Origin of the sequence: Morganella psychrotolerans (genome assembly GCF_001676155.1) — a bacterium.
GTDB lineage: Bacteria > Pseudomonadota > Gammaproteobacteria > Enterobacterales > Enterobacteriaceae > Morganella > Morganella psychrotolerans.
Window position 1 is genome coordinate 1 of sequence record NZ_LZEW01000006.1, and the last position, 18,351, is coordinate 18,351.

The following is an 18,351-nucleotide window of genomic DNA, read 5'->3' on the forward strand; positions in this document are numbered from 1 at the left end:
CCACATCCCGCGTCCGAATATCATTAACTTGGTACTGATTACATCTCACAGAAGCTATTGGTTGCGGGAGCCGGATTTGAACCGACGACCTTCGGGTTATGAGCCCGACGAGCTACCAGACTGCTCCATCCCGCGTCTGTGAGGCGCTTACTATACTCAGGAAATACGCTGTTGCAAGTTATTTATTGATAAAAAGCCATCTATTATCTTGTTTCGGTTGATTATCCCCCGAATCGTTTGTTTTGAATACAATTATACCCTTATTCATTCAAACTGCAGGTTCGTTGGCCGCGTTCAGCCCGCCGGGTCACATAGTTATCTATGCTCACCGACGGTCTTCCCTTGCCGCCTGCCTGCATCTTAAATGACGTTGGGTATAGCCTGATTACTGTTTATCTGTGGACCCGTAAATCGGTTGCATAATAAAAGTGATTTGCTATCGTTCGCACTTAAATTAAGTTAATTCACATTATTCATTGGCGGATAAATATAAGTATGAACAAAACCGGCAGGTTTTTGTTGTGCGGCGTGGTGTTTTCTCTGTTAGTCGGTTGTCAGTCGCATCCGACAGATAAAGGTCAGCAATATAAAGATGGTCGTCTGACGCAGAATTTACAGGAAGTAGCGGGTATTAACAGTCCCGGGAACCCGGTGAATGCGGCCGATTTCCTTAAACAGGTTGATGCTGTCAAAACGGCGTCGCCGCGTTTGTACAATGCGAATAATGAAAACTTCCGTGCGGTCGAAAACTGGCTGCGTTCAGGTGCAGATCCCGCGCAGTTGCGTCAGTTCAATCTTCACAGTTATCAGATGGAAGGAAAGGACAACTACGGAAACGTCCAGTTTACCGGCTATTACACCCCGGTTGTTCAGGCGCGCCACACCCGTCAGGGTGAGTTTCAGTATCCTATTTATCGTATGCCGCCGAAAAAAGGCAGCCGCCTGCCGAGTCGGGCGCAAATCTATGCAGGTGCACTGAGTGACAATTATGTGCTGGCATACAGTAACTCACTGATGGATAACTTCCTTATGGATGTGCAGGGCAGTGCTTACATTGATTTCGGTGATGGTTCTGAGCTGAACTTTTTTGCCTATGCCGGGAAGAACGGACACGGCTATACCAGTATCGGACGGGTACTGATTGAACGTGGCGAGGTCGAAAAGAAAGATATGTCGATGCTGGCTATCCGCCAGTGGGCAGACAATCACTCCCCGCAGGAAGTACAGGAACTGCTGGAGCAAAACGCGTCTTTTGTCTTTTTCTCACCAAAACAGTTTGCGCCGGTGAAGGGCGCGAGTGCTGTTCCTTTGATTGCAAAAGCCTCTGTGGCATCAGACAAAAATCTGATCCCGCCGGGAACCACTTTGCTGGCAGAAATTCCGGTGCTGGATAACCAGGGTAACTTTACCGGACGTTATGATATGCGCCTGATGGTTGCGCTGGATGTCGGCGGTGCTATTAAAGGGCACCATTTCGATATTTACCATGGTATCGGGCATGATGCCGGGATGATGGCCGGATTTTATAACCATTACGGGCGCGTGTGGGTACTGAAGAAAGGCACTCCGCCTATCTTAAACCCGGTTCTGTAGTCTTTTTTCTGTCCGGTGTATACTTGCAAAGGTATGCACCGGGATCATTTCTCCGTTGTTTCCGTGACTTTTTCACCTCAGGTTCCCGATTATGCAAAACCTTTTATCTGATGCTTACCTGCAACGCTTTGCGGGTATTGGCCGCCTTTATGGTCAGCAGGCGCTTCATTTATTTGCCCGTTCTCATTTCTGTGTCATCGGCATCGGCGGTGTCGGCTCCTGGGCGGCAGAAGCACTGGCACGTACCGGGATCGGGGCGATTACATTGATTGATATGGATGATGTTTGCGTGACAAATATTAACCGGCAGATCCACGCGATGCAGGGAACAATCGGACAGCCTAAGATTGAGGTGATGCGTGAGCGGATACTTGCGATCAATCCTGAATGTCAGGTGCATTGTGTGGATGATTTTGTGACGGTGGATAATGTACCGGAAATGATGCAGCCAGGGTTTGATTACGTGATTGATGCGATTGACAGCATTCGCCCGAAAGCCGCGCTGCTGGCGTATTGCCGCCGCAATAAAATTCCGTTGGTCACAACCGGCGGGGCGGGCGGACAGATTGATCCGACACAGATTCAGGTCGCTGATTTGGCGAAAACACTTCAGGATCCGCTGGCTGCAAAACTGCGTGAGCGCCTGAAATCAGAGCATGGCGTGCTTAAAAACAGCAAAGGACGGTTGGGAATTGAGTGTGTTTTCTCAACAGAAGCATTACGTTACCCGCAGGCAGACGGCAGTGCAGTCTGTGGCATGAAAAATACCGCAGAAGGCAGTATGCGGATGGATTGTGCAGCGGGTTTTGGTGCCGCCACCGTTGTGACGGCCTCATTCGGGTTTGTTGCGGTATCTCACGCCCTGAAAAAACTGATGGCAAAAGCCGCGCGTGCGGCGGCTGAATAACGTGCCGGTCAGTCGCTGAATTTTTGTGCGATAATACGTGCGGCATCAATCAGTGCCGCAATACCGTTGCGCCGCGACTGACTAAGCTGATCGCTTAGTTTGTATTGTTCAAAAATGACCGGCAGATCAAGAGATAGCAGCTCTGCGGGCGTCAATCCTTCAATCTCTGTCAGCAGAACCGCCAGCAGCCCTTTGACAATCCGCCCGTCACTGTCACCCCAAAAATGCAGTGTGCCGTCATTATTCCGTACGCCATCCAGCCAGACCCGGTTTTCACAGCCTTTAATTTCGGTATCCCCGGTTCTGTTTTCCGGCGGCAGTGCCGGTAACTGACGGGAAAGGATCACTAACTGACGGTACTTTTCTTCCCGGGAGTGACAGGCGGAAAATATTTTTGCGAGTTGTTCACGACGAATGCTGTGACCAAAAGGATGTGCCGGAAATACATGTGTCATCTGTGTCTCTTGTGTCATCGGCTGGTCATTCAGCCAGGATATCGAGCGCAAACCGGATTGCTTGTACCAGCTTATCTATATCATTCGATTGATTATACGGCATAAATGAAACACGCAGGCAGCCGTCTGTATTCAGCGCCTGACAAAGCGGCTGTGCGCAGTGTTGCCCGTGGCGCAGCGCAATGCCTTTCTCCGCCAGTAATATGGCGATATCACTGTGATGAATATTATCAAAATTGAATGCCAGCAGCGGACTGCCGGGAGCGCGGTAGCTGCGAAAACCGGGCAGTGCGGCGAGTTGTTGTTCTGCACTGTCACATAAGGCAATGGTATGATGGTGCGCGGCACTCAGGTCACAGGTTTCAAGCCAGCGGAGTGTTGCGCCGAAAGCGATAACGCCCGCCACGTTTGGTGTGCCGGCTTCAAACCGTGCGGGAACCGGTGCCGGGGTAAAACTGAAAAAATCAGTATCTGTCAGCATTTTTCCGCCGCCCTGCCAGGGTTGCATGGCATCAAGCAATTCACCGCGTCCGTACAGTACACCGAGCCCGTTCGGGCCGTATATTTTGTGTGCTGAAAAAGCGTAAAAATCGATATCACTTTGTGTGACATCAGCCGGATGATGGACAACACCTTGTGCGCCGTCGACAACAATCAGCGCACCATGCTGATGTGCCAGCCGGGCGGTGCGGTCAATATCCGGCTGAAAACCGGTGACATTTGACATCTGAGTGACAGCCACCACGCGGGTCTGCGGTGTAAGCAGTGTTTGAAGCTGAGCGTAACAGAGTGTGCGGTCTTTGGTCAGCGGCCATTTCACCAGAGTTGCGCCGGTTTGCTGCGCCAGAATTATCCACGGGATCAGATTAGAGTGGTGTTCCAGTTCGCTGACAATGATTTCATCACCCGGTTGCAGGCGCGGGCGGAAATAGCCCTGTGTGACCAGATTGATGGATTCCGTGGTGCCTTTTGTCCAGATACAGTGGCGGGCATCATCTGCATTAATCAGCCGGCAGACGGCATCACGTGCCTGTTCAAACTGCTCCGTTGCTGTTTGTGCCTGCTGATGGTGGCTGCGGTGAACCGTTGCACCGCTGTTATGCTGATAATAGTAGTGCGTTGTCTGTGACATCACGTCCGGTTTGAGGGCGGTGGCGGCACTGTCGAGAAAAACGGTGTCACTTACTATGCCGGAAAAGCAGGTGCGGAATGTGTCGGGAGAGAAGGTTTTCATCAGTTTAATTAATCGGGGTCTGAGATAAACAGAGCTTATGCAAAATGTGCGGTATCCGGTACATCTGCGGCGTAAATCAGCCGGCGACCGGCCTGAGTGCTTCGGGTAGCACCGTCAGCGACAGTTTACTATAATCAAGATTGCGCTGTCTTTCCAGATTTCCGGCATAGTTCAGGTAGCGTTTGGGGGAATTTTGCGGGAGAAGAATAAAAAAAAAGCACCGCAATCGGCGGTGCATACAAAAAATCACTATGGACAGACAGGGTAAATGTACAGGAAGTGAAAAAAACAGTAGCTTAAGCTACTATGTCCGGAATTTCCGGACAACTTGCAAACACAACATCACAACCACATAGCCAAAAGTTTTGCAGTATCGCTACTGCCCGACTTTTCGTTCCGGCTCAGGAAGTGGGCATACTATAGGTATTTACTGGTGTATCATCAAGGGACAAATTATAATGCTTCGGATTAAAAAAAACTAATCCTATTCTATACCCAACGTCATTCAGGATGCAGGCAGGCGGCAAGGGAAGATAGACGGGGAGCATACATCAGTATGTGACCCGGCTAGCTGAGCGCAGCTAACGAACCTGCAGTTTGAATGAATAAGGGTATAAACCATGTTACCGGTATCCGGTTCTGATAAATAAGCCTGAAAATGTCCAAACGATTGCCTCCGCTCAATGCTTTGCGTGTTTTTGATGCTGCCGCCCGTCATTTAAGTTTTACTAAAGCGGCAGAAGAGTTATTTGTCACACAAGCCGCCGTGAGCCACCAGATGAAAAGCCTGGAAGATTTCCTCGGGCTGAAGTTATTTCGCCGCCGGAATCGTTCGTTGTTGCTGACGGAAGAGGGGCAGAGTTATTATCTCGACATCAAAGAGATTTTCTCCTCTATTAATGATGCAACCCGCAAGCTTCTGGCGCGCAGTGCAAAAGGGGCACTGACCGTCAGTTTATCGCCGAGTTTTGCCATTCAGTGGCTGGTTCCGCGTTTATCGGGTTTTCACCAGGCGTATCCGGCCATTGATGTCCGCATCCAGGCGGTGGACAGGGAAGAGGATAAACTGGCTGATGATGTGGATGTGGCGATTTTTTACGGGCGGGGTAACTGGCCGGGTCTGCGGACAGACCGGTTATATGCGGAATATCTGATACCGGTGTGTGCGCCGTCACTGATGACCGGTGAACGACCACTGAAAATGCTGACCGATTTATCGTATCATACGCTTTTGCATGATTCGTCCCGCCGGGACTGGCAGGCGTATATCCGCCAGGCGGACCTGCAACAGCAGGTAAATGTGCAGCATGGCCCGATATTCAGCCATAGCGCAATGGTTATCCAGGCTGCGGTACACGGGCAGGGCGTGGCGCTGGTCAATAATGTGATGGCTAAGAATGAGCTGGATGGCGGCAGACTGGTGTGCCCGTTTAAAGATATCTTAGTCAGTAAAAATGCGTTTTATCTGGTGTGCCAGGACAGTCAGGCAGATTCCGGAAAAATCGCTGCGTTCCGTCAGTGGATTATGGCGCAGGCAGCGAGTGAGCAGGAAAAATTAGGATGGATGACAAGTGAGCAGGATTAACCTGATCATCACAAAAGGTAATGGCAAATGAATAGTCGGTTGATGTTAATTTTTGCCGGTTTCAGCGGCTTTTTTTATGTTGCATTCGGCGCGATAGGCTCCCATCTCTTAACACCTTTGTTAGCAAAGCATCAGATGGACTGGATTAATTTAGGTCTGCAATACCAAATCTCCCACACGCTGGCGATGATGGGGCTTGCCGCATTACTGATGCGCAAAGTGGTATTGTGGTTCTACTGGAGTGGATTATTTTTTGGGATCGGTATTTTACTGTTCAGCGGCAGCCTGTATTGTATGGCGCTTTTACAGATGAAATACTTTGCCTATTTCACGCCGGTTGGCGGGGTAAGTTTCCTGTTAGGCTGGGTTTGTGTATTAATCGGCGCAGTGCGTCTAAGGAAAGTGGCTTCCGGCCATGAATAAAATTGCATTATATTGCCGTCCGGGCTTTGAAAAAGAGTGTGCAGCCGAGATCACGGATAAAGCCGGACGCCTTGAGATTTTCGGATTCCCGCGTGTCAAAGAGAACAGCGGGTATGTCATTTTTGAATGTTATCAGCCGGATGATGCTGATCGCATTGTAAAAGAGATCCCGTTTAAAGAATTGATTTTTGCCCGCCAGATGATTGTGGTGGGTGAATTACTCAAGCATTTACCGGAAAACGATCGCATTACACCGATTATCGGAATGCTGACCGGAATTGTGGATCGCGCGGGTGAACTGCGTGTTGAAGTGCCGGATAATGACGAAGCGAAAGAGCTGATGAAGTTCTGCCGTAAGTTTACCGTTCCGCTGCGTTCAGCACTGCGTCAGGAGAAATTACTGCTGGCAAAAGAGAACCGTGGTCGTCCGGTTATTCACATCTTATTTATTGCGCCGGGTTGTTGCTATGCGGGTTATTCATATTCTAATAATAACTCTTCATTCTATATGGGCATCCCGCGCCTGAAATTCCCGTCAGATGCGCCGAGCCGTTCCACACTGAAGCTGGAAGAGGCTTTCCACATGTTTATTCCTTACGAAGAGTGGGAAGAGCGTCTGGAAGGCGGGCTGCATGCGGTGGATCTGGGCGCTTGCCCCGGCGGCTGGACGTATCAGCTGGTGAAACACAGTATGCGCGTACAGGCTGTGGATAACGGCACGATGGCAGAAAGCCTGATGGATACCGGACAGGTACGCCATCTTCGCGAGGACGGATTTAAGTTTGAACCGTCGTCGAAAAATATCACCTGGCTGGTGTGTGATATGGTTGAAAAACCGGCAAAAGTTGCGGCGTTAATGACAACCTGGATGGCGAACGGCTGGTGTCGCGAATCTATTTTCAATTTAAAACTGCCGATGAAAAAGCGCTATGAAGAAGTGTCACATATCCTGGAAAAGATGGCTGCAGAGCTGAAAGCTCAGGATATTAATGTGCTTATTCATGCCAAGCAGCTATATCATGACCGCGAAGAGATAACGGTTCATATTCAGCGTGTTTGGGGTGCGTACAATCCGGATCGGGTCTTCTGATTATACCCTTATTCATTCAAACCGCAGGTGCGTTGGCTGCATCCTGAATGACGTTGGGTATAGCCTGACTGATTACTTCGCGATATAAATAATCCCGGCTAATATTGCCGGGATTATTTTTTGTATTATTTCACTTTTGGCAGAAACGAATTATGTAGAGATAGCTAATGCTTGTTCCCTTAGTGCAATCTCAACTGATTTAAATTTCCCTGCAATTCAAGATCCCGTTTCAGAGTGGCAATATCGCGGCAGCAGTAAGCGATATCTTTTCCGTCGATAATTTTTTTTACGCCACTTTTCCGGTACCTGTTCTGTGTTGTTATAGAGGGTATCCAAATCCGTAAAGGTGCTGAGTAGTGTAGCCGCAGTTTTGGGCCCGATCCCCGCAATGCCCGGGATTTTACTGCTGCTGATACCACTTAATCCCCAAAAATCAGGTAGTTGTTGTGAGGTAACACCAAACTCTGCGGCAATAAATGGCATATCAAGCCAGCGTTTCTGGAAATAATCGCGGATCTGAATATGCGGAGAGAGCAACTGACAGTAACCTTTGTCTGTGGAGACGATGGTTGCCTGATGTCCCGCCTGACCGACTTTATGCGCCAGTGTTGCCGCCAGGTCATCGGCTTCATCGCCCTCGGAGTGCCATGCATTGATGCCGTGGCGGGCAAACATCTCCCGCAGCAGCGGCAACTCCTGCCTGACGATATCCGGCATCTCGCTGCGTCCGGCCTTATAACCGGGCAGTAACTGATGCCGCCAACTGTGGCTGCGGTCATCCTCATCAAAGACAGCGACAGCATGGGTGGGCTGTGCATGCCCCAGAATCTGCATCAGCGCCTGCTCACAGATAACCAGACCGGACTGGCTTTGTACCGCGTAGATCCGGCGGATCAGATTCATTGCATCGATAATCAGTAAATGGATCATAATCGCTTTATATATAGAATTTCCCCGCCGGAGGCGGGGAAGTCAGTTCAGAGAAAGGTAATCATCAGCGGACGATTTCGTAGCACGGCTCGTAAGCGGAGCTGCCCGGCAGCTTCATCCGGTGCTGGTCGACGAATCCGCGCAGCATGACATCCATGCGTTGCATAATGCTTTCTTCTCCATGAATTTTAAATGGTCCGTGCTGTGCAATCGCCTGCAAGCCGTTTTCTTTTACGTTACCGGCGACAATGCCGGAGAAGGCACGGCGCAGGTCAGCCGCCAGTTTTTCCGGCGCCTGGTTACGGTAAAGATTCAGCGCCGCCATGTTTTCATGGGTCGGATCAAACGGGTGCTGTAAATCATCGGCAATTTTAATCGACCAGTTGAAGCTGTAAGCATCGCCGGTGCTGCGGCGGTTATCTTTTACCATCGGCATGGCGTGCTTCATGACACGGGCGACTTCAACCGGATCGTCAATAATAATCTGATAATGGCGCGTGGCGTCTTCGCCCAGGGTATTGATCACAAAATCATTGAGGACACGGAAGTAGTCCGCGCTCTCTTTCGGGCCGGTTAAGACCAGCGGCAGTACCTGCTCTTTATTATCAGGATGCATCAGTATTCCCAGCAGATAAAGCAGCTCTTCTGCCGTACCCACACCACCCGGGAAGATAATTATCCCGTGTGCGAGGCGGACAAAGCTCTCAAGGCGTTTTTCGATATCCGGCATGATGATCAGTTCATTGACCAGCGGATTAGGTGGCTCAGCGGCGATAATCGACGGCTCTGTCAGACCGATAAAACGGCTGTTTTTGTAGCCTTGTTGCGCGTGACCGACAGCAGCACCTTTCATCGGCGCTTCCATGGCACCCGGTCCGCAGCCGGTACAGATATTCAGTTCGCGCAGCCCCAGTTCATTACCGACTTTGCGCCCGTACAGGTATTCTGTTTCATTGATGGAGTGACCGCCCCAGCAGACAATCATATTCGGATCTTCATCAATATGCAGGGCGCGGGCGTTGCGCAGAATAAAGAAGATCAGGTTGGTCAGATGCGCACCGTCATCCAGGTTCAGACCGCGGCAGCGCTGGGCGTCCGTAATTTGTGTCTGAACAAACAGAATGTCACGCAATACAGCAAACAGGTTTGCCTGGAGCGAACGGATAATTTTTCCGTCAACAAAGGCATTCTGCGGCGGATTCACCAGTTCGAGTTTCACACCGCGCTCACGGCGCAGCACGTTGATATCAAAATCCTGAAATTTAGACAGCAATGCGTGGCTGTTGTCTGTCTGGCTGCCGGAGTTCAGTACCGCCAGCGAGCAATTGCGGTAAAGCCGGTAAAGGTGGCTGCTCGCAGTTCGTTTTAAAACATCAACTTCGAACTGAGAGAGCAGGTCCATCGAACCTAACGGGCTGATATGTGTGATCAAGCAGAACTCCTTGTTATCCCGTGGATAAAATATGTTCATTCTACACGTTCCGCGCTGTCTGCCTTATTGGCGCGCCAGACGGGCTGCGGACGGTGTAAAGTCCGTATTTGTACGCCACGGATTGATATCCAGCCCGCCGCGCCGGGTGTAACGGGCGTAGACGGTCAGGGTTGCCGGGCGACAGTGTGTATTGATATCGGTAAAAATACGCTCAACACACTGTTCATGAAATTCGTTATGGTTGCGGAATGACACCAGATAGCGCAGCAGTTTGGCGCGATCGATCTGCGGACCACGGTATTGGATTGAGACAGATCCCCAATCAGGCTGCTGTGTAATCAGGCAGTTTGATTTTAACAGGTGGCTGACTAACGTTTCTTCAACGAAATCGTCATTGTCATTGACCGCATCAATAAGATACTCGCTGCTAAACTGATAATCTGCAATAGTAATATCCTGATAATCAAGACATTCGCCGGTAAAATCAACGATTTTTTGTTCGGCGAACTGTTCCGGTCGCAGAAGCTCCACTGTTACCTCGCCCTGTGCGCAGGTGCTCAAATCCTGCTCCAGCGTTTTTTGTACATCATCAGCAGAGGCAAAAACAGTCTGATTAAAGCTGTTGAGATAGAGTTTAAAGCTTTTTGATTCAATCAGATTCAGTCCGCGGGCATCGAGTGAGACATAACCCAGCGCGATACAGGGGATCCCGTTGGGTTGCAACCAGGAGAGCTCATACAGTGTCCAGAGATCAGCACCGCGAAAAGGCAGGTTATCTGCATGCAGATGCAGTGCATCCCGGTTCAGGCTGCGCGGTACGCCCTGCAATAATGCAGGATTGTAGTGCTGCTCGTAGCCGGTTTTTTTACCCAGCGTCAGAGACGCTAACTCAGCCTTTCCTTCATACAGAGACATATTTAACCCTTTAACATCAGATGACGAAATTGTACGGCCTGTCGCCAATATAGCCTGTCATACGTTACTATAGCGATATGGCACACTTATTTTTATCAGGTTTTGCGAAATGACCCGAATGGTTTCTCAGGCGTTACATCAGTTTACCCAACATTATGTCGGTTTATGTCAGGAAAAAACAGGCTTAGCGCCGGTCAGTTATGAACTTTACAGTATTCCGTCTCCGTGTATTATTCGTACAGGTGATGAGTGCGTGTACTGGATGCCGGCAGCATTCACGGCTGATCTGCATTTACAGCCGGTTGAAAATGCGCTGGAAATTGAAGTGCATCCGGATGCGGTGCAATATTATACACAGCAGTTCGCCGGGGATATGCAGGCGAACTTTGAGGGACTGCCGCTCAGCCTGGTACAGGTCTGGAGTGAAGACGATTTTATCCGTCTTCAGGAAAACCTGATAGGTCACCTGGTGACACAGCGGCGTCTCAAGCTTCCGCCGACCCTGTTTATCGCCACGCTGGCGTCAGAGTTTGACATAATTTCTGTCTGCAACCTGAGCGGGGAAGTTCTCCTGGAAACATTCGGTACTAAAAAACGCCGGGTGCTTGCTGCGGATATTGCCACATTTCTTTCGCTGTTAACCGTTGAATTTACAGCATAACGATAACTGACATCCGTGTGGGATTCTGTCGCTTTATCCGGTGAACTCTGTCCGGGAACTATGACGGTTTGTTAAAAATAATCAGATAATTCATCAGGTTATTTTTTGTTACACGTTGGTGCTACAGATAGTTGCCGGTGGTTGTGTTGTTTATCCCTGCGGGTTCCGGCATCCTGTTTGTGTTCATAAGGAAATGGACGGAAATAAACGGACGTATTTTCTTCAGGGACAGGATGTTATTTCATTAAAAAAGAGGGGGGATTTTCCCCCCTCTTTTTTATTGCGTTTTTTTGTACCCGGATCGCGGGAATTGATTTTTACTTACCTGACACCAATGTTACGCTATACCCAACGTCATTCAGGATGCAGGCAGGCAGCAAGCTCCGCCTTCCTGAGATGAACTAATTGTGCAGAGTGAGCAGGTTTCAGCTATGAAAAAACGTCAGCAGATTGTTGATATTCTTACCGGTATTGAAGAAGAAATGCGCGCAGTTGATCTGTGGCAGGGGCAGCCGCCGGCGGCGGATGCATTTGAGAGTAAACTGCCGTTTGCTGTGGATACCATGAATGCCCACGAATGGTTGCAGTGGATACTTATCCCGCGCCTGTATGCCGTGATTGAGCAGGGTTCAGCATTACCGTCCGCTTTTCAGATAACCCCGTATTTTGAAGAGCATTACCGCAATGATGCGGATGCGCCTCGCTATCTGACATTATTAAATCATCTGCGGACATTGGACGGGCTTTTCGCGTGACTCAGTTATTAGAAATCTGTTATCAGGATGAATATCTCATCGCAATCAATAAGCCTGCCGGATGGTTAGTTCACCGCAGCTGGCTTGACCGCCATGAGACGGTTTTTGTGATGCAGACACTGCGCGACCAGATTGGTCAGCATGTTTTTCCCGTCCACCGCCTGGATCGCCCGACATCGGGTGTATTGCTGATGGCACTCTCTTCCGATGTGGCAAGGCTGCTGTCTCAGCAGCTTGAACGCCACGAAATGCAGAAAACCTATCATGCTGTTGTGCGCGGCTGGATAGAAGAAACCGCCACGCTGGATTATGCGCTGGCGGAAGAGCTGGATAAAATTGCCGATAAATTTGCCACGGAAAAACCGGCGCAACCGGCGGTGACTCACTACCGCCCGCTGGAGCGGATTGAATGCCCGGTCGCTGTCGGACGTTATCCGACCTCCCGTTATACCCTGATGGAGCTGAAACCGGAAACCGGGCGAAAACATCAGCTGCGCCGCCATATGACCCATTTGCGTCACCCGATTATCGGCGACAGCGCACACGGCGACCTGCGGCAAAACCGGGGCTTCACTGAGTATTTCGGCAGCCGCAGACTGATGCTGCACGCCTCTGAGCTGTCTCTGATGCATCCGGTTACCGGCGCACCATTAGTGTTCCGCGCACCGTTTGATGAGCAGTGGCAGCAGGTTGCGGCACAGTTTGGCTGGACGTTGCCCTGAGTTGCCCTGACCTGAATAGTATAACAATATGATCTTTATAATTAAATCTGACTGAAAAGGACAAGTGATGGCGCGTATCGGTATTTTTGTCGGCACAGTGTATGGCAATTCTCTGGCTGTGGGTGAAGAAGCACAGGCTGTTCTGACGGACGCCGGTCATGATGTGACATTATTTGATGAACCGGAACTTGCACAGTGGAAAGCGTATCTTACGGATGTGGCGCTGGTGATTACCTCTACGACCGGGCAGGGCGATTTGCCGGATAATATCCGTGCGCTGTTTGCCGGGCTGCGTGATGAGGTAGGCTATCAGCCATCCCTGCGTTACGGCATTATCGCGCTGGGTGACAGCAGTTATGATAACTTTGCCGGTGGTGGTCAGCAGTTTGATGAATTGTTGCAAGAGCAACAGGCGCAGCGCATTGGTGAGATGCTGGTGATTGATGGCGCAGACGTTGCCGTGCCTGAAGAGCATGCATTGGCGTGGATAACTGAGTGGGCAGCGCAGATTAAGTAACAGTAAAAACAGCGCCGTTATAAGCCGGTATGGCACAACGGCGCAGTATAGATACCCTTATTCATGCAGGCTGCCGGTGTGTTGGCTGCATCCTGCATGAATAAGGGTATCGACTGAGGATTATTTGCGGGTCAGTTTTTCAAGATCGCTTTCAATCTCAGCGATTTTGTTTGACACAACATGCTCCAGATGGCGCAGATCGTCGAGGATCTTGCGTTTAAGATCAACTTCCGGCAGCGCGCTTTCATCTTGTTTGCAGATTTTATCCAGCTCTTCAATAACATAACGAAGATTGCTGTTAATTTCGTTGACTTCTTTAAAGCCCTGCGCGTCCTGAATAGTTTTGCGCTGGCGCGGGTATTTAAACTTCACGCTTTTGGCAAAAAACTCACCTTTATCTTTGCGAAAATAGATTTTCAGAATGTCATTGTTCGCTTCCTGACGAAGGGTATAGCGATCAATATCTTCAGGATGCGTAATTCCCAGACTTTTTAAATTGTCATACATGTGCGTCACCTATTTAGAGTATATTCTGTTCTGTTTTCGCCGGATTCGGCGAAAGATAAACTGCACGGATAATAAAATAGCGGAGTTATTATCCGCTATTTCTGAGATTAGTCTATGGTGCGTAACAATTCATTAATCCCGACTTTACCCCTGGTTTTTTCATCCACTTTTTTGACAATTACCGCACAATAGAGACTGTAGCTGCCATCTTTTGACGGCAGATTGCCGGAGACAACCACTGAGCCGGCCGGTACACGTCCGTAGTGAATTTCGCCGGTTTCACGATCGTAAATTTTGGTGCTCTGTCCGATGAAAACGCCCATCGAAATGACCGAGCCGGTTTCCACGATCACGCCTTCAACCACTTCTGAACGCGCGCCGACAAAACAGTTATCTTCAATAATAGTCGGATTTGCCTGTAACGGTTCTAACACGCCGCCAATGCCGACACCACCGGAGAGATGTACGTTTTTCCCGATCTGCGCACATGAGCCGACGGTCGCCCAGGTATCGACCATTGTGCCTTCATCCACATAAGCCCCGATATTGACATAAGACGGCATCAGTACGGTGTTGCGGGCAATATAAGCGCCACGGCGGGCGGCTGCCGGTGGTACGACACGAAAGCCTTCGCGCTCAAAACGTGCCTGGTCGTATCCGGCGAATTTCATCGGGACTTTATCAAAATAGCGGGACTCTGCGCCATCCATGACCTGATTATCACTGATACGGAAAGAGAGCAGCACTGCTTTTTTCAGCCACTGATGGGTTACCCAGGTGCCGCCGATTTTTTCTGCGACCCGCAGTTTCCCGCAATCCAGTAACTCAATCACCTGATTGACTGCTTCGCGCAGTGCTGGTGTGGTGGTTGCCGGAGTGATAGCGGCGCGGTCTTCAAAGGCGGATTCAATAATGGCCTGTAATTGCTGCATTGACGTCGTTTTCCTTTTATCGGGTGATTTGACAAATTTACTCTGTTTTATCCTTTGAATTGAGGGCTTTTGTCAACCTTTTAGCCAGTTCTTCCTGAATGTTTTTATTCAGCGCTTTATTATCCTTATCCGTCAGAATGAAGATATCCTCCACTTTTTCGCCGGTTGTGGTGATCCGCGCACCATGCAGTTGCAAACCCAGCCCGGCAAAAATTTGTCCGACCTGCGCCAGCAATCCGGGCTTGTCTAATGCGTACAGTTCCATATAGCTGCGCAATCCCCGTTTGTTGTGGATAAATCTGATGCGGGTCGGCACATCGAAATGGCGCAGTTTTGCCGGAGCGGTGCGGGTGCGGTGATTGGGAATAAAACCGGTGGTCACCGCAGCGGCGAGTGCGTGACGGATGCTTTCGTGGCGGTCGGCGGCAAGCTGTTTACCATCCGGCTCCAGTACAACAAAGGAGTCCATCGCCATATTGTCCCGGTTAGTAAAAATCTGCGCATTCTGAACACTCAGATTGCGGCGATCCAACTCACTGACCACAGAGGCAAACAGCGAGGGCCGGTCGTGGCACCAGATAAAAATCTCGCTGCCGCCGTGGCTGCGCTGGTTGCTGATAAGGATCAGCGGTGAGTCCGTATCATGATTGATCAGGGCTTTTGCATGCCAGGCAAGCTGTTCCGGAGTGTGACGCAGAAAATAATCCGCATGGCAGCGCGACCAGAGCAACTGAAGGCGATGTTCATCCGTACCGTACTGGCGCAGCAGTGCCAGGGCGCGATCGCGGTGGTGGCGGATACGCTGGCGCAGATTGGGTTTGTTATGTACCCCGCGCAGCAGCTGGTTTTCCGTACTGATAAACAGCTCCTGAAGCAGGCTGCGCCGCCAACTGTTCCACAGCGAGGCATTGGTCGCCCAGATATCCGCGACTGTCAGACAAATAAGATAGCGCAGGCGATCAACTGTCCGGACCTCGTCGGCAAAGGTGCGGATCACTTCCGGATCCTGAATATCGCGGCGCTGCGCTGTGACTGACATCAGAAGGTGTTGTTCAACCAGCCAGCTGACAAGGCAGGTATCTTCTTCACTCAACGAGTGATATTCACAGAACTGACGGGCATCGGCTGCACCGGCGACAGCATGGTCACCCTGTCTGCCCTTGGCGATATCATGGAACAGTGCAGCAAGGCGCAGCAGCTCCGGCTGCGCAAGCGTCGGATAAACATCCACACAAACCGGGTGGTTTACACGTTCAGATTCCCGCTTAAATGTGTCTATTTTTCCCAGCACGCGGAGCGTGTGCTCATCGACCGTATAGGCATGAAATAAATCGAACTGCATTTGCCCGACAATATTACTCCACAGCGGCATATAGGCGCTCAGTACGCCGTGGCGGTGCATCGGAACAAACGCCGCACTTACCCCGCGCGGATGGCGGAGGATAGCAATAAACAGTTTCCGCGCCTGCGGGTATTCCATCAGCGGGCGGGCGAGGTGGCGGCGGGCATGGCGCAACTGGCGCAATGTCGCGGAATCAATCCCGGTAATACGTTCGTCACAGGCCATCAGATAAAACATCCGCATTATCGCGGCGGGATCGTTGCTGAATGTATCGCTGTTAATTAAGCCGATTCGGTGTCCGTATAACTGAAACTCATTATCGAGCGGGCCGGGGGCTTCGTGATGACCGGCGTGTAAAATCGCCTCATCAAACAGTTGCAACAGCATCTCATTGAGTTCAGATACACGGCGGGTAACGCGGTAATAGGCTTTCATCATCCGTTCAACGGGCTGATTGCGTTCCCCGTCATAACCAAGCTGCTCCGCCACACTGAGCTGGCGGTCAAACAGCAGGCGGTTGTCGTAACGGGTCAGTGACAGATGCAGGGCGAAACGGATCCGCCAGAGCGTATCCAGGCATTCATTCAGCTCTTCGCGCTCTGCATTTGTCAGAAAACCGGAACCGGCCATTTCACTGAGCGAGGTTGCGCCAAAATGACGGCGGGCGACCCAGAGCAGCGTATGGATATCCCGCAGGCCGCCGGGGCTGCTTTTGATATCCGGCTCCAGGTTGTAACTGGTGCTGTGATAGCGGGCATGGCGTGCATTTTGCTCTTCCAGTTTGGCAGCAAAAAAACGCGGTGACGGCCAGAAATCATCATTGAATACCCGTTTTTGCAGTTGCAGAAACAGCGGCAGTGAACCGCAGATAAGGCGTGATTCAATCAGATTGGTCGCGATAGTCAGGTCGTTCAGTCCCTCACGGATGCACTCGTCAAGGTCACGGACACTGTGCCCGACGACAAGTTTCAGATCCCACAGCAGCGCGATAAACTCACCGATTTTCGGTGTGAGTGCGTCCGGCAGCGACGCTTCGCTGAGCAGCAGAATATCCACATCAGATAACGGATGCAGCTCCCGTCGCCCGTAACCGCCGACAGCAATCAGTGAAAATCCGGCAATATCCTCAAACCCGGTAAACTGCCACAGGCGGATAAGCAACTGATCAATATAATCACTGCGGGTCAGCAGCAGGGAATGCACGGGCTGTCCTTCACGGAAAGCTTCTGCCTGCCAGCGGTGGTAGTGTTCAAGGTGTTCCCGCAACACAGAAAGCTGCAAATCATCATCAGTAAATGACAGCGGCGAGGCGGGTTTGAGGGCTGATGCCGCAGACCGGGCTATATCCATGAGGGATCCTTATCGGGGACGATATTTTTAATAAGGTTACTGCGTCAGCAGGGAAATAACCAGCGTTCAGGGGGGATTATCGTCAGGGAACGGAGCGGGTAAGAGGGCGGGGGGATTTTGGGTTGTTATCCCGCCCGGCAACAGCGCCGGACGGAACCGAAGAGACACTTGTTGTGCGATTATTGCGCGATAAGAATACGCGAAAGTGCGCCTTCTTCATCACTACGCAGTGTCATTATCTCACAACCGTCGTCGGTAACGACCAGGGTGTGTTCATACTGCGCGGACAGACCGTGATCTTTGGTTTTCACCGTCCAGCCATCTTTCATTGTCCGGATGCGGTAATCACCTGTGTTAACCATCGGCTCGATAGTGAACGCCATGCCTTTTTTCAGTACCACGCCGCCGTCATCACCGTCATAGTGCAGAACCTGTGGCTCTTCGTGGAAACCTTCGCCGATCCCGTGCCCGCAGTAATCACGGACAACGGAGTAATCATGCCCTTCCACAAATTTCTGGATAGCGGCCCCCAGGGTACGCAGGCGAATCCCGGGTCTGACCATACGCAGTGCGAGATAAAGGCTCTCCTGAGTCACTTTGCACAGACGTTCAGCCTGAATTGACGGGGTTCCTGCAATAAACATCGCAGAGGTATCACCGTGGAAACCGTCTTTTATTACGGTCACATCGATATTAACGATATCGCCGTTTTTTAAGATTTTGTCATTGTCCGGTATTCCGTGGCAGACCACATCATTCACGGAGATACAGACTGATTTCGGGAAGCCGTGATAGCCGAGACAGGCAGAAATCGCGTCCTGTTTAACGGTAATATGCTCGTGGCAGAGTCTGTCCAGTTCACCGGTGCTGACGCCCGGCACAACATGCGGTTTTATCATCTCGAGAACGTCGGCTGCGAGACGACCGGCGACACGCATTTTCCGGATGTCGTCTTCTGTTTTGATTGTGATTGCCATAATTGTAGGTATCCGAACCGGGAT

Annotated in this window: 17 protein-coding genes, 1 tRNA gene and 1 pseudogene; 9 read left to right on the forward strand and 10 right to left on the reverse strand. The window is 50.7% G+C overall.

Annotation, left to right across the window (positions count from 1 at the left end):
• Positions 1-58: 58 nt before the first annotated feature.
• A tRNA-Met gene (locus AYY16_RS09575) sits at positions 59-135 on the reverse strand.
• Positions 136-495: 360 nt separating this feature from the next.
• Here AYY16_RS09575 and mltA point away from each other — a divergent pair.
• Complete coding sequence (gene mltA / locus AYY16_RS09580) at positions 496-1,593, forward strand: murein transglycosylase A (protein ID WP_067365570.1); 1,098 nt, start codon at positions 496-498, stop codon at positions 1,591-1,593.
• Positions 1,594-1,684: 91 nt separating this feature from the next.
• Entirely contained in the window at positions 1,685-2,500 is an 816-nt protein-coding gene (gene tcdA, locus AYY16_RS09585) for a tRNA cyclic N6-threonylcarbamoyladenosine(37) synthase TcdA (RefSeq protein ID WP_067365573.1), read from the forward strand.
• An 8-nt stretch (positions 2,501-2,508) separates the two neighbouring features.
• Here the strand turns inward: tcdA and csdE are convergent, their stop codons facing one another.
• The gene (gene csdE, locus AYY16_RS09590; protein WP_067365678.1) at positions 2,509-2,955 is read right to left on the reverse strand and encodes a cysteine desulfurase sulfur acceptor subunit CsdE; all 447 of its coding nucleotides are present in this window, start codon (positions 2,953-2,955) and stop codon (positions 2,509-2,511) included.
• A gap of 25 nt (positions 2,956-2,980) precedes the next feature.
• Positions 2,981-4,189 (reverse strand): cysteine desulfurase CsdA, encoded by a 1,209-nt coding sequence (gene csdA, locus AYY16_RS09595; protein WP_067365576.1) that lies wholly within the window; start codon positions 4,187-4,189, stop codon positions 2,981-2,983.
• A 658-nt stretch (positions 4,190-4,847) separates the two neighbouring features.
• On the opposite strand from csdA, the gene AYY16_RS09600 reads away from it, so the two are divergent.
• Genes AYY16_RS09600 through rlmM form a run of 3 tightly spaced genes read left to right on the forward strand, consistent with a single transcriptional unit; the run spans position 4,848 to position 7,287 of the window.
• On the forward strand, positions 4,848-5,774 hold the full coding sequence (locus AYY16_RS09600) for a transcriptional regulator GcvA (RefSeq protein WP_067365579.1): 927 nt from the start codon (positions 4,848-4,850) through the stop codon (positions 5,772-5,774).
• Positions 5,775-5,801: 27 nt separating this feature from the next.
• Entirely contained in the window at positions 5,802-6,197 is a 396-nt protein-coding gene (locus AYY16_RS09605; protein WP_067365583.1) for a DUF423 domain-containing protein, read from the forward strand.
• A complete protein-coding gene (gene rlmM / locus AYY16_RS09610) occupies positions 6,190-7,287 on the forward strand; it encodes a 23S rRNA (cytidine(2498)-2'-O)-methyltransferase RlmM (protein WP_067365585.1) in 1,098 nt (365 codons plus the stop codon). Before AYY16_RS09605 ends, rlmM begins: the two co-directional genes overlap by 8 nt.
• Before the next feature lie 179 nt (positions 7,288-7,466).
• Here rlmM and xni read toward each other — a convergent pair.
• The 3 genes and pseudogenes from xni to queF all read right to left on the reverse strand — a co-directional run bounded on the left by xni (position 7,467) and on the right by queF (position 10,564).
• Positions 7,467-8,220 (reverse strand): annotated as a pseudogene (gene xni / locus AYY16_RS09615) (flap endonuclease Xni).
• A gap of 61 nt (positions 8,221-8,281) precedes the next feature.
• The gene (gene ppnN, locus AYY16_RS09620; RefSeq protein ID WP_067365588.1) at positions 8,282-9,649 is read right to left on the reverse strand and encodes a nucleotide 5'-monophosphate nucleosidase PpnN; all 1,368 of its coding nucleotides are present in this window, start codon (positions 9,647-9,649) and stop codon (positions 8,282-8,284) included.
• Between the two features lie 63 nt (positions 9,650-9,712).
• A complete protein-coding gene (queF, locus tag AYY16_RS09625) occupies positions 9,713-10,564 on the reverse strand; it encodes an NADPH-dependent 7-cyano-7-deazaguanine reductase QueF (RefSeq protein WP_067365591.1) in 852 nt (283 codons plus the stop codon).
• A gap of 109 nt (positions 10,565-10,673) precedes the next feature.
• Between queF and syd the strand changes: the two genes are divergently transcribed.
• The 4 genes from syd (at position 10,674) to AYY16_RS09645 (ending at position 13,219) form a co-directional block, all read left to right on the forward strand.
• Entirely contained in the window at positions 10,674-11,225 is a 552-nt protein-coding gene (gene syd / locus AYY16_RS09630) for a SecY-interacting protein (RefSeq protein WP_067365593.1), read from the forward strand.
• Positions 11,226-11,656: 431 nt separating this feature from the next.
• Positions 11,657-11,980, forward strand: coding sequence for a YqcC family protein (locus AYY16_RS09635; protein WP_067365595.1), 324 nt, complete (start codon positions 11,657-11,659; stop codon positions 11,978-11,980).
• The gene (gene truC, locus AYY16_RS09640) at positions 11,977-12,702 is read left to right on the forward strand and encodes a tRNA pseudouridine(65) synthase TruC (protein WP_067365598.1); all 726 of its coding nucleotides are present in this window, start codon (positions 11,977-11,979) and stop codon (positions 12,700-12,702) included. Before AYY16_RS09635 ends, truC begins: the two co-directional genes overlap by 4 nt.
• Before the next feature lie 67 nt (positions 12,703-12,769).
• Positions 12,770-13,219, forward strand: a complete 450-nt coding sequence (locus AYY16_RS09645) for a flavodoxin (protein WP_067365601.1) — start codon at positions 12,770-12,772, stop codon at positions 13,217-13,219.
• Positions 13,220-13,339: 120 nt separating this feature from the next.
• Here the strand turns inward: AYY16_RS09645 and AYY16_RS09650 are convergent, their stop codons facing one another.
• The 4 genes from AYY16_RS09650 to map form a co-directional block, all read right to left on the reverse strand.
• Positions 13,340-13,726 (reverse strand): DUF3461 family protein, encoded by a 387-nt coding sequence (locus AYY16_RS09650; protein ID WP_067365604.1) that lies wholly within the window; start codon positions 13,724-13,726, stop codon positions 13,340-13,342.
• Between the two features lie 107 nt (positions 13,727-13,833).
• Positions 13,834-14,658 carry a 2,3,4,5-tetrahydropyridine-2,6-dicarboxylate N-succinyltransferase gene (dapD, locus tag AYY16_RS09655; RefSeq protein WP_067365607.1) on the reverse strand — a complete coding sequence of 275 codons (825 nt, stop codon included), beginning with the start codon at positions 14,656-14,658 and terminating at the stop codon, positions 13,834-13,836.
• A 37-nt stretch (positions 14,659-14,695) separates the two neighbouring features.
• Positions 14,696-17,350, reverse strand: a complete 2,655-nt coding sequence (glnD, locus tag AYY16_RS09660) for a bifunctional uridylyltransferase/uridylyl-removing protein GlnD (protein ID WP_067365612.1) — start codon at positions 17,348-17,350, stop codon at positions 14,696-14,698.
• Between the two features lie 179 nt (positions 17,351-17,529).
• On the reverse strand, positions 17,530-18,327 hold the full coding sequence (gene map, locus AYY16_RS09665; protein WP_067365615.1) for a type I methionyl aminopeptidase: 798 nt from the start codon (positions 18,325-18,327) through the stop codon (positions 17,530-17,532).
• Between the last annotated feature and the right edge of the window lie 24 nt (positions 18,328-18,351).

Bases quoted from the DNA above. Each gene is read 5' to 3' on its own strand.
- queF (WP_067365591.1), bottom strand. From the start codon at position 10,564: ATGTCTCTGTATGAAGGAAAGGCTGAGTTAGCGTCTCTGACGCTGGGT.
- syd (WP_067365593.1), top strand. From the start codon at position 10,674: ATGACCCGAATGGTTTCTCAGGCGTTACATCAGTTTACCCAACATTAT.
- AYY16_RS09650 (WP_067365604.1), bottom strand. From the start codon at position 13,726: ATGTATGACAATTTAAAAAGTCTGGGAATTACGCATCCTGAAGATATT.
- AYY16_RS09600 (WP_067365579.1), top strand. From the start codon at position 4,848: ATGTCCAAACGATTGCCTCCGCTCAATGCTTTGCGTGTTTTTGATGCT.
- csdE (WP_067365678.1), bottom strand. From the start codon at position 2,955: ATGACACATGTATTTCCGGCACATCCTTTTGGTCACAGCATTCGTCGT.
- mltA (WP_067365570.1), top strand. From the start codon at position 496: ATGAACAAAACCGGCAGGTTTTTGTTGTGCGGCGTGGTGTTTTCTCTG.
- rlmM (WP_067365585.1), top strand. From the start codon at position 6,190: ATGAATAAAATTGCATTATATTGCCGTCCGGGCTTTGAAAAAGAGTGT.
- AYY16_RS09645 (WP_067365601.1), top strand. From the start codon at position 12,770: ATGGCGCGTATCGGTATTTTTGTCGGCACAGTGTATGGCAATTCTCTG.
- map (WP_067365615.1), bottom strand. From the start codon at position 18,327: ATGGCAATCACAATCAAAACAGAAGACGACATCCGGAAAATGCGTGTC.
- csdA (WP_067365576.1), bottom strand. From the start codon at position 4,189: ATGAAAACCTTCTCTCCCGACACATTCCGCACCTGCTTTTCCGGCATA.
- AYY16_RS09605 (WP_067365583.1), top strand. From the start codon at position 5,802: ATGAATAGTCGGTTGATGTTAATTTTTGCCGGTTTCAGCGGCTTTTTT.
- AYY16_RS09635 (WP_067365595.1), top strand. From the start codon at position 11,657: ATGAAAAAACGTCAGCAGATTGTTGATATTCTTACCGGTATTGAAGAA.
- glnD (WP_067365612.1), bottom strand. From the start codon at position 17,350: ATGGATATAGCCCGGTCTGCGGCATCAGCCCTCAAACCCGCCTCGCCG.
- dapD (WP_067365607.1), bottom strand. From the start codon at position 14,658: ATGCAGCAATTACAGGCCATTATTGAATCCGCCTTTGAAGACCGCGCC.
- tcdA (WP_067365573.1), top strand. From the start codon at position 1,685: ATGCAAAACCTTTTATCTGATGCTTACCTGCAACGCTTTGCGGGTATT.